General features: G+C 60.5%; 12 protein-coding genes, 1 pseudogene and 1 riboswitch. Of the genes and pseudogenes, 9 read left to right on the top strand and 4 right to left on the bottom strand.

What is annotated here, in order from left to right; genetic code table 11:
• The first annotated feature begins 71 nt into the window (after window positions 1-71).
• The 5 genes and pseudogenes from AC5RUP_RS09665 to AC5RUP_RS09645 all read left to right on the top strand — a co-directional run.
• Window positions 72-689, top strand: a complete 618-nt coding sequence (locus tag AC5RUP_RS09665; RefSeq protein ID WP_494153534.1) for a glycoside hydrolase family 16 protein — start codon at window positions 72-74, stop codon at window positions 687-689.
• A gap of 119 nt (window positions 690-808) precedes the next feature.
• A complete protein-coding gene (locus AC5RUP_RS09660; protein WP_494153535.1) occupies window positions 809-2,107 on the top strand; it encodes a glycosyltransferase family 2 protein in 1,299 nt (432 codons plus the stop codon).
• Between the two features lie 14 nt (window positions 2,108-2,121).
• Complete coding sequence (locus tag AC5RUP_RS09655; RefSeq protein ID WP_494153536.1) at window positions 2,122-3,615, top strand: lipopolysaccharide biosynthesis protein; 1,494 nt, start codon at window positions 2,122-2,124, stop codon at window positions 3,613-3,615.
• Window positions 3,616-3,630: 15 nt separating this feature from the next.
• Window positions 3,631-5,808, top strand: coding sequence for a hypothetical protein (locus AC5RUP_RS09650; protein WP_494153537.1), 2,178 nt, complete (start codon window positions 3,631-3,633; stop codon window positions 5,806-5,808).
• A gap of 212 nt (window positions 5,809-6,020) precedes the next feature.
• Window positions 6,021-6,167 (top strand): annotated as a pseudogene (locus tag AC5RUP_RS09645) (sugar O-acetyltransferase); the annotation flags it as partial.
• 7 nt (window positions 6,168-6,174) lie between these two features.
• Here the strand turns inward: AC5RUP_RS09645 and AC5RUP_RS09640 are convergent.
• Window positions 6,175-7,020, bottom strand: coding sequence for an HNH endonuclease family protein (locus AC5RUP_RS09640; protein WP_494153538.1), 846 nt, complete (start codon window positions 7,018-7,020; stop codon window positions 6,175-6,177).
• Between the two features lie 302 nt (window positions 7,021-7,322).
• Entirely contained in the window at window positions 7,323-7,703 is a 381-nt protein-coding gene (locus AC5RUP_RS09635) for a hypothetical protein (protein WP_494153539.1), read from the bottom strand.
• Between the two features lie 157 nt (window positions 7,704-7,860).
• Here AC5RUP_RS09635 and AC5RUP_RS09630 point away from each other — a divergent pair, with 157 nt between their 5' ends.
• Window positions 7,861-8,109, top strand: coding sequence for a hypothetical protein (locus tag AC5RUP_RS09630; RefSeq protein ID WP_494153540.1), 249 nt, complete (start codon window positions 7,861-7,863; stop codon window positions 8,107-8,109).
• A gap of 43 nt (window positions 8,110-8,152) precedes the next feature.
• On the opposite strand, the gene AC5RUP_RS09625 is transcribed toward AC5RUP_RS09630, so the two are convergent.
• On the bottom strand, window positions 8,153-8,710 hold the full coding sequence (locus AC5RUP_RS09625; protein ID WP_494153541.1) for a mycothiol transferase: 558 nt from the start codon (window positions 8,708-8,710) through the stop codon (window positions 8,153-8,155).
• Between the two features lie 275 nt (window positions 8,711-8,985).
• A riboswitch (guanidine-III (ykkC-III) riboswitch) is annotated at window positions 8,986-9,053 on the top strand.
• 10 nt (window positions 9,054-9,063) lie between these two features.
• On the opposite strand from AC5RUP_RS09625, the gene AC5RUP_RS09620 reads away from it, so the two are divergent.
• From AC5RUP_RS09620 to lplAB, 3 genes are all read left to right on the top strand, one after another.
• Window positions 9,064-9,378: a DMT family transporter gene (locus AC5RUP_RS09620; protein ID WP_494149186.1), complete on the top strand. Its 315-nt coding sequence runs from the start codon at window positions 9,064-9,066 to the stop codon at window positions 9,376-9,378.
• 9 nt (window positions 9,379-9,387) lie between these two features.
• Window positions 9,388-9,723: a DMT family transporter gene (locus tag AC5RUP_RS09615; RefSeq protein WP_493999679.1), complete on the top strand. Its 336-nt coding sequence runs from the start codon at window positions 9,388-9,390 to the stop codon at window positions 9,721-9,723.
• A gap of 284 nt (window positions 9,724-10,007) precedes the next feature.
• Window positions 10,008-11,069 (top strand): lipoate-protein ligase LplAB, encoded by a 1,062-nt coding sequence (gene lplAB / locus AC5RUP_RS09610; RefSeq protein ID WP_494153542.1) that lies wholly within the window; start codon window positions 10,008-10,010, stop codon window positions 11,067-11,069.
• 28 nt (window positions 11,070-11,097) lie between these two features.
• On the opposite strand, the gene AC5RUP_RS09605 is transcribed toward lplAB, so the two are convergent.
• The gene (locus tag AC5RUP_RS09605; protein ID WP_494153543.1) at window positions 11,098-11,751 is read right to left on the bottom strand and encodes a dihydrofolate reductase family protein; all 654 of its coding nucleotides are present in this window, start codon (window positions 11,749-11,751) and stop codon (window positions 11,098-11,100) included.
• Window positions 11,752-11,769: the final 18 nt, after the last annotated feature.

Below are 11,769 nucleotides of genomic sequence, written 5' to 3'. Positions count from 1 at the left end.
AGCAAACGTTCGCGCAGGACTTCGATCAACCAGCGCCCTTCGGTGATGTCGGGGCAATCTATGGCGCAGATATGCGAGGCTACTCCGGCCTCAGCGACACGTCGGGCAACGGCACCTACAGTCCGGATACGGTGCTATCCGTCGCGGAAGGCAAGCTTGATTATTTCCTTCACAGCGAAGGCGGAGAACCGCAGGTGGCGTCCCCCGTCCCATTTGGTTATGTAGGTCAGACCTATGGTCGCTACGCGGTTAGGTTTAGGTCCGACTACCTGCCGGGATACAAGATAGCCTTTCTGCTTTGGCCCTGCAGCGATTCCTGGAACGAAGGAGAAATTGATTGGCCCGAAGGGAACCTCAACGGCAGAATGCATCCCGCCTCGGCCATCAAGGGCTCTTACGCAAATGGCCGCATGCAATTCGATCCTCCCAAACAGGTTTCTTCCCCTACCGATTCCTCTGATTGGCACGTTGCCTCGACGGAATGGACCCCGGGGAAGGTCAAGTGGTTCTGGGATGACGAACTAGTGGGGCATACAACCGTTCCCGGAGGTGTTCCTGACACGAACCTCCGTTGGACGCTCCAAGCCGAAACGGAACTAGGAGCGGGCGCGCGCCCCACTGACCCAGAAACATCCGGACACCTCGAAGTCGATTGGGTTGTGCAGTACGCCTATGCGCCGGCCGACTAGGGTTCTCGACGGGGCACCCGAGTTAGCTCCTAAAGAAAGGGGAACACCAGCTTGGGGACCCATCTCCCCCCCGTTCTGGAGTCGTTCGAGTACCCCTGCAACGACCATGGAAGGCAAACATGAGTGAGAGCTCAAGCCAGCGGCTACCGGCTTCCGATTCCACGGCTTTGAACATCAGTCCCGCGATGTCCACTCGTCCTCCGGAGGACTGGGTTGGGGCCAGATGGATTGGCGTTGTCGACATGGAGTTACTCGGTGATCACGAACACCTCAGGCTGCGCAACTTCGATGGATACAAGCGTGCGAGGTTTCTCGTGCGTGAACGTTCGGCGGTCCGGGGCTTTGCCGACCTGGCCGCCCCCAATGCAATCGTCGACCGCGAGGTGCTCGAAGCTGCCGTGGCTTCACTCCCTCCAGTTGCACCGGTACCGGCTGCCACGGCCACGCCTTCAGTCACCGTGATCGTTTGCACTAGAGACCGGGCGCACCTGCTCCGCGCGGCCCTACCGGCAATTCTCCGACTTGATTACCCGAACTTTGACGTCGTGGTCGTAGACAACGCGTCTAAGACCACCGAGACACAAGACATGGTGCGCCGGGAGTTCAGAGATCCTCGCATCACGCTAGTCGCCGAACCCACCCCGGGACTGTCCTATGCCAGAAATACCGGCCTCCGTCACGCGCTGGGAGACATCGCGTCTTTCACAGACGACGACGTCATTGTCGACTCCGGCTGGCTGCGGGGTGTGGCGGCTGGATTTGAGCGGGCGCCCGATACCTGGTGCGTTACAGGGCTGGTGCCAGCCGGCGAGTTGCGATCGCGCATCCAAGGCTACTTTGATCGCCGGGTCACGTGGTCGAGAAACATAACACCAAGGGTATTTTCCTTGGCCGTTCCCCCCGCCGACTTGCCTACCTTTCCTTTCTGCATCGGCGCATATGGGACAGGAGCAAATTTCTCACTGCGCAGGGAGGGCGCACTAAGCCTTGGAGGTTTCGACACTGCCTTGGGCGTGGGAACTCGGACCGGGGGCGGTGAAGACATCGACATGTTCACGCGGGTCATCCTGTCCGGCCATTCCTTGATCGTCCAGCCGTCTGCCATCGTCTGGCATCGGCATCGAGATGATCTGGAATCCTTGCGCGTGCAGGCCCGGGGATACGGCACCGGACTTGGCGCTTGGCTAACGAAAATCATGCTAAGCCGCCGGACCGCTCTGCCCGCCTTGGCACGGAGTCACCGCGCGGTATGGAACCTAATCAGAAACGCCAGAAAGCGGAGACCTGAAAGGAGGACAGCAGCGGACGGCCCCCTGGACTACGAGCAATGGGGTCCGCAGATTGAAGGGGTCCAGCGACTGGAGCTTGTCTCTGTTTTACGCGGCCCCTTCATGTACCTCCTTCAGCGCATCGGTTGAAAGGGCGAAGGAGGATGACTCGGTCCGAACGCCCTGCAGGTTCTGCGTCCGGCCTCTTCACGCGGGGGTTGCTCTATGTCATCGCTTCATCCTTCCAGTTGCTTGCCGGCATCGTCGTCTCTCCCGTGCTGGCACATCGGCTGCCACCGGGAGAGTTTGGTGCCTTGGCAACGGGGATCGCGCTACACCAGGTGATAATGGTGGTCGCCCTAGTGGGACTCGATCGCGCAATCATCCTGCAACGTTCCGAGGACAGCTCTGGCTCAAATGCCCGTGGACTTATCGCTGTTGGAACCGCCTTAGTGTTCCTCGTTATTCTGAGCTTTAGCGTGACCGCTCCGCTCTGGGGAGTTGCGATCGCATTCGGTGAATATTCAGACTTAATCTTTGCCGTACTCGTGTGGACGGCTCCTGCTGCTTGTGTTCAACTTATCCTCGCGCTCTTGCTGGCAGAGGACCGTTTTCCTGCATACGCGCTTGTTAGTGGACTGGCGGCGGTCGGAGGACAAGCAGTCGGCCTAATCCTTCTTTTCGCCGTGCGGAACGACGCCACCACGTACCTGATGGCAGTCGGAGGCAGTCACCTCTCGGCCATGTTGTTGGGTCTCGCCCTAACACGGCCCTCGCTGCGAGGCTTCGCCAACTTTACAGTCACTAAGCGTGCTCTAAAGCTCGGTCTGGCCCTGACCCTGGCGGGACTGGCCTACTTTCAACTAAGCGCAGGTGACCGAATCATCGTGCAAATGCTCCTCGGGACGGTTGAAGTCGGCAGGTATCAGGTGGCGTGGGTCATCGGTTCGATTGTCATTCTCCTCATTACTTTCACGGGAACTGCATGGACTCCGCGGTTCGCTGCCGTTTCCGATCCCGCCATCAGGTGGGCCATGGCTGCCTCGTCCCGGGATGCGCTCTACCGATTGCTGATGCCAGTGACTCTCGGGCTAACCCTCGCTGCCCCAGCTGCTTTACACATCGTAGTGCCACCGACGTTCCAGCCTGAGTCTCTTGCGCTGGCGGTTTTCATCATCGCGCTGTCAGCTTTCCCAGTGGCTGCGGGTATGGTCTCCCACCAACTGCTTTTGACACAACGCAAGGGCAAAGCAATTGCCAGCATGGCGGTCGTCGCCGGGGTTATCAGCATTGTGCTCAATGTGGTTTGCGTATCTCTATGGGGTATCTACGGCGCAGCTTTGACCAGCCTCGCCGCTTACACGGCGTTAGCTGTCTTGCAGCGGGCAGCCCTGCCGAGGTCACGAGCATGGCGCAGACCGCCTTGGGGATTGGTGCTTACTGCCGTCGCGGTTGTAGCGACAGGTGGTGTAACGATCACAGTCTTGCCCCAGACGCTTGAGTGGAACCTCGCGCGATTAGGACTGGCGCTCTGCTGCTTGCCCTGGTTCGTATCAACGCTCCAGAAAGCCCGTAAATCCATAGATCGGTTTCCAGTCATCGGTTCTGCGGGTGCTACACGCCGGACCTGTCCGGCTAGACCACAACAATCCAGTTAAAGGAAGCTGCGACAGATGAGCCTACCCCTGCGAAATACTCGCCTTAACTTCAAGCCAGCTACGCCTTTTGGAAGCACGCTGTGGGACATCGTCTTGGCGATGAGTGGGTTCACAGCCGTAACGTTGATTCTGTTGAATGTGGTGGGTCCCGCGTCAGCCGCCTTCAAGACAGTCGTATGGATGATACTGCCCGGCTGGGCGATATTGCGCCGCTTCCGCATAGCGGACCCGGCAGCACGGACGATCTACGTGGCCGTTGCGAGTACTTTAGTGACAGCCCTGGTCGCTCTGCCGATGGCGTGGACGGGCCATTGGCATCCCAAGCCCGCCGCCGTGGTTGTTTTGCTTGGCGCATCGTTCCTCATCCTGTTTGAACGTGGAAACATTAAATCCGCCCTCAGCCCCTCACATATGACACCCAAAAGGCGTAGTTTCCGTCACATCCCTCTGGCGCCATGGCTGGTGCTTGCATGTGCAGTCTTGCTGTGGGCTTTTGCCCTAATGAAAACGGATACTGAAGCGTTGGGTGACTTGGGGTTGCTCACTGCGTTTCCGCTCGGCTGGTACGTGGCGGTTGGCGTCAACTTAGCCTTATGTATATGGGCGATTGTAACTCGCGACGCACTTTCAAAATGGCTGGTGACTGCGTCCACTACGAGCCTCGCCATAATGCTCTACGCCTCTGCTAGCCTTCTTGCCGAAGTCCCCCGCCTGCTGTGGACCTACAAGCACATCGCCGTTACTAATCTCATCGGCGCCGCGGGCCACGTTGACCCATCAATCGATATTTACAATCGATGGCCCGGCTTCTTTTCCATCAGCGCCTATGTTGGGGAAATCATCGGATACAAAGACGCAATCTCTTACGCATTATTGGCAGAAATCGTCTTCGCACTCGTCAATATAGCCATTGTCTATGCCATTGCCAAAACAGTTTCCGGAAATCCTCGCGTCTCGTGGACTGCCGCTCTGGTCTTCACCTTGACCAACTGGGTGAATCAGAACTATTATTCCCCGCAGGCGCTGTCTTTCACACTGCACTTGACAATGTGCCTGATTTTGCTAAGAAGTTTGCGCGGAAATCCTACGTCATGGACAATGCGTCTTGAGAATCGCTTCGGGGCACGTGAGGGTCGGATTGTTGACCGCTCATCGGAAAAGCACAACGACGTCGGGAACTTTCCTGCGATGATTTCGGTCGTGCTTCTTCAGGTCGTTATCGTCGCTAGTCATCAACTAACTCCCTATCTCGCCATCCTTGGACTACTGCCTCTGTTCGCGGTGGGGTATTTCCGACCGAGACGGCTAGGAATCCTTCTCCTTCTTATCGCCGTCCTTTATCTGATTCCACACGGTGAATATGTCCAGAACCACTACGGATTCTTTTCAGGCTTCGACATCTTGTCGAACGCAAGCAACGTTCCACCAATGACACCTGTGACTGACGCCGGACGATGGATAGCACACGGTGCAATAGTGTTGACCGCCTTGACCGGTTTATTGGGGATTGCAGGGTGCATCAGAAGGTTTCGCCTCGGCGACATCCGCATCACTTTGGTCGTAGGATGGATGGCCGTGGCTCCGGCAATCAGCCTCTTCGTTGTGTCGTACGGAGGCGAGGCGCGCTTTAGGGTATATCTCTTCTCTTTACCTTGGTTAGCTATCGGAGTAGCTTGGCTGTTCTGGTCGGAACGCGTGAGGACGCGAAAAACAATCATCGGCGCAGTTGGCAGTCTTACCATTATGGCCGTTCTTTTCACGGCCGTGTATTTTCGTCCCGAAGCGTTCTATCGGGTGGCGCAAGAGGATGTTGCTGCCAGCATGTGGCTTGATACACGCGTAGGGCAGAATGACTTCGTACTCGAGACCAACCACTATTTTCCTTTACTCATCGGTCCCAGTTATCCTCACTACCTCAGCCATGGATCCGTAGCTTCCCTTACAGATTTCCTGGCATACACTTCGGGATCGATGTCGGTCGTGGACGTAGGACGGTTCGCGAGCGAGGTTCATGATGCGGACGGCGCATATCTTGTGTTTTCAGATATCCAGCAGCGACTCGCAGAGACACATGGCCTGATCGCGGCGGACATGCTGCCTGAGTTTGAACAGCAGATACGGGTGGGGGAAGATTCAGAAAAGGTGTACGACAACGGTTCTGTGCGCATATATCGGGTGTCCAGCGCCGAATGAGTGCTGGCTGCTCGCTTAGTTGGACGTTGTCCGGCGCTCAGCAGGACAGTTGACGAGCCTTTCCAGAATCCAGTTCGTATGCCAGCCTGGATCCGGCCGTTCGGAGGTCCGGACTGACTACCTTCGCCAGTTCTAGGCAAAGACGTCGCCCTGCGATCCCTCGAGGAGCCAGTCACCCCTGTTCTGCATACGATCATCGTCGCCGCCTGGTGATTGGTGAGAGCGCCACCATTCTGCCCCGCGTGACCATTGGGGAAAATGCCGTTGTGGCGGCCGCTTCCGTAGTCACGAAGGACGTCCCCGATAATTCCATCGTTGTGGGTGCACCCGCACGTGTGGTGCGCGTCCTTTCCTCCTGAACCCCGGTCAGGTGCGCCAGCGGAGGCGGCTGTCCGTGGAGGACGCCTTGCAGGTGTAGGTCTTGCCATTGGTTTTGCCGACGCCCTTCTTGCCCTTCATGGACGAGGCGCAGAAAGCACCGGGGGAGACCTTCAATGCAGTGGAGGGCTTGGCGGCCTTCGTCGGCGTTGCCTTGCTGGCCGGCTTGATGGCGGTGACCTTCACCGTCTTCTGCCCGGGGCAGGAGGTGAGGACCCGCTTCATGGCGGCCTTCTCTGCGGGAGTGACCGACAGGGCGTACTTCTTCTTGACCGCGATTTGGGTGGCGACGAGGGGACAACGGAAGGACTTGTTCTTGGGCAGCCACGCACTGGCCTCGCGGTCGCCCTTGGCCCGATTCGCGGAGGCATCCACGGCCAGCAGGTTCAGCGGGTCGTTGGCCAGGGCTGTGCGCTGGGCGGTGGAGAGCTTCTGGGCACCGGACACCCAGGCCTGGCCCAGAGCCACGACGTGGTCGATGTCGACCTTGTTGCCGCCGCGGACGTAGCTGATGGTCTTGCCGGTATAGGGATCCTTCAAGGTCCCGGAAGCGATAACGCAGTTATTCGTGCCGGGCTTAAACCTGTCCTTGGTGAGGTCGCGCTTGAGGATATCGTTCCGGGTATCACAGCCGTTGCGATCGGGGTCCTTCCATGAGGGTCCGAACTTGTCCCGGGAATAGCCGGTCTTGGCGGCCTTGCCCTTGACCGGCAGGGTGTTCAGCACCGAGGAGGCGCTCGGCCCTGTGGCTTTCGGCCCGAGGGCCTCAGCCGGGGCTGCGGCCGTGAACCCGCCAAGCAGCAGGGCTCCGGCGGTAAGGATGGAGGCCAACATTCGGCCCGGATTCTTGCGCAAGTATTCCCCCAATATGTCCGGTAACAGTCACGCACGGATTCAGTGCGATTGCCTGAGAAAGATCCTGCCATACAAAAGGCCTGCCCCTGTGCTGCGGGCCTTCGTGTCCGCCTTTCCATTCATGCCCGGATCGGCATGGCGAAGGTCATTTCGATGAACGCAGATCCTTAACATGAGCCAATCAGCTAATGGCGCCCAAGGGGAATGAAGGGCAATTAATCCGAGAACCGGGCAGGGCGAGTCACGGGAATGCTTTCGCTTGGAGGATCGAAGGTTGGAAATTAAGGGCGGTGCCGTTCCTCAGAGGCGTCGCGGTGTGAGCGTGCGTCTGCCTCCTTGAGGGCCTCGAGGAACTTCAGTCGCTCATCGTCATCGATGACCAACTCTGCATGCTTTCCCTGAGGAGGGGCGACGAGTCTTGGGCCTGTGTAGGTGGCGCCTAGGTATAGATCGTTGAGGTCCTCTCCGGGTTCCGACATCGGATTAGAGATGCTCTTTTTACCGCCCCATGCAAGCCTGGCTACAAATACAATCACGGCGAAAAGCATCAAACCCTCGATCGCATATCCTCCCCATTCCGGACGTCCAAAGAAGAACAACCCGGCAATGACCAGGATCATGCCGAACACTGAGGCAACCGCGATCTTGAATGTTCTACGCATTGCCCTCTTCCAGTTTCGGCCTTTTAGCGCCCAGACTTTTCTGATCAGGGTATCCCGACAGGGCGTATCATTCGATAGTTTGAGGAGTGGCCGTCCGTTCAGTGTCCCAAGGAGTCCACAGCAAGCACCGTAACGCAGTGAAAGGGGCCGGCAGTTCATGAAAAAAATTCCCGTTGCGGTAGCCTTCGCATCCGGCATCTCCATGATGTTCCTTGGACTGGTGTTGGCCTTGTTTACCTGGATTGGTTTCGGGGGAATCAGCGAGGCCGATCAAGGACTGCCTCCTTCCCCTCTCAGGATCGGTTTCGTTCTGGTTTTCCTCGGGCTAGGCGCGCTCGGCTTCCTGGTTGCCTTGATATCGGGCCTTCAAGCTGCGTGGCGCCTGGCGCAACGGCGAGCCGGATAGCCCCTGCCGCGCAGGATCTCCCGCTGGGCACGGCACGCCGTTCTTAACCCGGCGGGTCCTGGCCGACGAGCCCATCCACCGACTCCCGAATGAGGTCGGCATGGCCGTTATGGCGGGCGTACTCCTCGATCATGTTGAGCAGGATGTAGCGCAGATTCGGTAGTTCAACGTCGGGGTCGGAGACGACTTTGCCCCGTCGTCCCATGCCGCCGTCCCTCAGCGCCTCGGCAAACAAGGCACGGGAGCGCGCTACGGCGTCGCGCCACTGTCCATACAGCTGCTCGGGGGAGTCATCGTGGGCGGAACGCCAGTCCCAGTCGGGGTCGCTGTCCCAGTCCACGGCGTTCCACGGTGGGAGTTGGGCGTGGCCATTCAGCCACTCGGTGGACATGTCGTCCTCGAAGCGGGCCAGGTGCTTGAGCATGCCGCCCAGCGTCATCGATGAGGGGTTGAGCTTCTGTTGCAGGCCGGACGCGTCCAGCCCGCCGGTCTTCCACGCGAAGGTTGCGCGCTGCCGCTCCAGAAAGCCCAGCAGGGTAGCCGTCTCGTCGCCGGCGATCGGCGGCTCGGGATTGCCCTGGTGATAGATCTCCTCGTTCACCGGCTGCCTCCTCCTCTTCCTTTAGAGTGACGGGGTCAACAGAGAGCCCTTCGCGGCAGCCAGGTCTTCGACCGCACCGCCCACGTTCTCGCGCCGTTGCACCCGCTTGCGCACGACGGTAGCAATGCGGCTCCCCAGGTTCGATGCTGGTAGGGGATTGGTGCGCAGGAAAGTGCAAAACAATCGGGAGGGCCATCAACTACCGAGGCCTAACCCAGGGCGGTGAGGTTGGCCACCAAAGCTGCGCACCGGCGTCGTGCTTTGCTATTTTCTAGTTCAAGACCTGTTTCCTGAGGTCTCCGGACGACGGTTCAGTACCCGGTGTGCGACAAGACTGGCCAAAGGAATCATTCATGGAATGGCTGATACTTGTTTTGTCCGGTGTGTTGGAAGCCGTGTGGGCCACCGCCCTGGGCGCATCGAAGAACTTCCGCCGGCTCTGGCCTACCCTCATTTTCGTGGTATCCATGGTCCTGAGCATGGCCGGTTTGGCCTACGCCATGACGGCCATACCGGTGGGGACCGCCTACGCGGTGTGGGTCGGCATCGGTGCGGTGTTGACCGCGGCCGTGGCCATGATCACCGGCGCCGAGAAAGCGACGCTGATACGCGTACTCCTCCTGCTGGGCATCATCGGCTGTGTCGTCGGCCTCAAGGCGATCGGTTAGGGGGCTGCCATGCATTGGACTGTTTTGCTGATCAGTGCCGTCTTGGAAGCTGTGTGGGCAACAGCCCTGGGGATGTCGGACGGACTAAGCCGCACGGGGCCCGCCGTGGTGTTCTTCGTGGCGCTGACCCTCAGCATGGTGGGCCTGGGCTACGCCATGCGCGGCATCCCCATTGGCACGGCGTATGCGGTGTGGACCGGCGCGGGGGCGGCATTGACCGTCGGCTACGCCATGCTGTTCGGTGGAGAACCCGCGAGCGTGCTCAAACTGCTCTTCGTTGCCGGGATCATCGGCTGCGTGATCGGGCTGAAGCTTGCCGACACGGGAGACGGAAAGAAGGCATGAAAAAGCGCCGGCGGGTAGTGGAGAGGTTGGGGGAGTTACTCCAATACCCACCGGCGCTTGGACCGGGCACGTCCGGCCCCTCTTTCACTCGCACCGTGATGAGGTGTCTATGACACTACGAGGGGGTTCTGGGCACAGCCCCGGCAGCAGCTGGGAGGAACCTGAGTCCCGCGCGGACGGGCTGCCCACGGGCCTTGATTAGACTGGGAAAACCGTCCACCGCAGCCGCCTGGCGGCCGCAACCGTCCCCGCCACGATAGCCCGAAGACAGCCAAGGAGCGCACATGACCGACCACCGCCATGGAGAGTACAAGGTCCAGGGCGGCAAGCTCGTGGTCGTGGACTTCGAGGTGGCGGACGGACAGATTATCCGGCCATCCGTCAGCGGCGACTTCTTTTTGGAACCGGATGAAGCACTGGCGGACATCAACGCCGCGCTTGACGGGATGAGCATCGAAAGCACCCACGGCCACTATGCCGGCGCGATTAACGCTGCGTTGCGGCCGGACGCGCAAATGTTCGGCTTCTCGGCCGATGCGGTTGCCGTAGCCGTGCGCCGCGCCCTCAACAAGGCCACCGGTTGGCTTGACCATCACTGGCAGGTTATTCCGCCCACCCCGCTGCCGACGCACCTGCACGTAGCGATGGACGAGGTCCTGACCCGTCAGGTGGGGGCCGGGAAGCGGCCGCCGACACTAAGGTTCTGGGAGTGGGAGGCACCGTCGGTGGTGATCGGCAGCTTCCAGTCGGTACGCAACGAAGTGGACCCGGACGGGGTGGAACGCCACGGCATCACGGTGGTGCGCCGGATCAGCGGCGGCGGCGCGATGTTCATGGAACGAGGCAACGCGATCACCTACTCGCTGTACCTGCCGCAGACCCTGGTGGACGGGCAGAGCTTCGAGGCGTCCTACGCGTACCTCGACGCCTGGGTCATGGCGTCACTCGAGAAGGTCGGCATCAAGGCGTTCTACCAGCCGCTCAACGACATCGCCACGCCGGAGGGCAAGATCGGCGGCGCGGCGCAGAAGCGGCTGGCCAATGGCGGGATGCTGCACCACGTGACCATGTCCTACGACATCGACGCGGACAAGATGACCGACGTCCTTCGGATCGGCAAGGAAAAGATCTCCGACAAGGGCATCTCCAGCGCCAAGAAGCGCGTGGACCCGCTGCGCCGGCAGACCGGCCTGACCCGCGAGGAAATCATCGAGGTGATGATCCGGACCTTCAAGGACCGCTATGCGGCCGAGGACAGCGGTTTCTCCGACGAAGAGCTGGCCATGGCCCGGGAACTCGTGGAGACCAAGTTCGGCACGGAAGAATGGCTGCACCGCGTACCGTAGGGTGAGCGTCGGGAGCCGCTCGGCCGGGCTACCGGTCAGTGCTTCTGACCAGGCGGGCGTGTGCCGCGGCAGGCGAAGCGGCGAATTCGACACACTCATAGCCGAGAGCGGCGGCGTCCAGGTTGTCGAACACGCGCTCGCCGGAGCCCAGCAGAACGGGCACCATGGCCAGGTGCAGTTCGTCCACGAGCCGCGCCCGCAGGTATTGCCGGACGGCGGATGCGCCGCCGCCGAGCCGGACGTCCTGCCCGGCGGCGGCGTCGAAGGCCTGCCGCAGGGCGGACTCGATCCCCTCGTCGACGAAGTGGAAGACGGTCCCGCCGGCCATGGTGATGGGCGGCCGCGGGTAGTTCGTCAGCACGAAGACCGGATGATGGAACGGCGGGTCTTCGCCCCACCAGCCCCGCCACTCCACGGCGGGCCACTCCCCGCGCACCGGCCCGAACATGTTCCGGCCCATGATGGTGGCACCGATGCCCTCCTGCCCGGCCTCGACGAAGTCGTTGTCCACCCCGGTGGAACCCCCGCCCTCGCCGCCCATGCGCTTGCCGGCCGCGGTCCGGAACACCCACTCGTGCAGCTGTTCGCCGCCCACTCCCAGCGGGTCCTCCACACTCTGGCGCGGGCCGGCTGCATAGCCGTCGAGCGAGACGGAAAAATTGTGCACTCGCAGTCTCGGCACGATTCCTCCTGCTCCTGA

The organism is Arthrobacter sp. Y3223151 (genome assembly GCF_059091125.1).
This window is presented reverse-complemented; position numbering and strand designations above follow the sequence as displayed.

Excerpts from the sequence above, each read along its gene's own strand:
- AC5RUP_RS09665 (WP_494153534.1), top strand. The coding sequence starts at position 72 with ATGCGAGGCTACTCCGGCCTCAGCGACACGTCGGGCAACGGCACCTAC.
- AC5RUP_RS09660 (WP_494153535.1), top strand. The coding sequence starts at position 809 with ATGAGTGAGAGCTCAAGCCAGCGGCTACCGGCTTCCGATTCCACGGCT.
- AC5RUP_RS09655 (WP_494153536.1), top strand. The coding sequence starts at position 2,122 with ATGACTCGGTCCGAACGCCCTGCAGGTTCTGCGTCCGGCCTCTTCACG.
- AC5RUP_RS09650 (WP_494153537.1), top strand. The coding sequence starts at position 3,631 with ATGAGCCTACCCCTGCGAAATACTCGCCTTAACTTCAAGCCAGCTACG.
- AC5RUP_RS09640 (WP_494153538.1), bottom strand. The coding sequence starts at position 7,020 with ATGTTGGCCTCCATCCTTACCGCCGGAGCCCTGCTGCTTGGCGGGTTC.
- AC5RUP_RS09635 (WP_494153539.1), bottom strand. The coding sequence starts at position 7,703 with ATGCGTAGAACATTCAAGATCGCGGTTGCCTCAGTGTTCGGCATGATC.
- AC5RUP_RS09630 (WP_494153540.1), top strand. The coding sequence starts at position 7,861 with ATGAAAAAAATTCCCGTTGCGGTAGCCTTCGCATCCGGCATCTCCATG.
- AC5RUP_RS09620 (WP_494149186.1), top strand. The coding sequence starts at position 9,064 with ATGGAATGGCTGATACTTGTTTTGTCCGGTGTGTTGGAAGCCGTGTGG.
- AC5RUP_RS09615 (WP_493999679.1), top strand. The coding sequence starts at position 9,388 with ATGCATTGGACTGTTTTGCTGATCAGTGCCGTCTTGGAAGCTGTGTGG.
- lplAB (WP_494153542.1), top strand. The coding sequence starts at position 10,008 with ATGACCGACCACCGCCATGGAGAGTACAAGGTCCAGGGCGGCAAGCTC.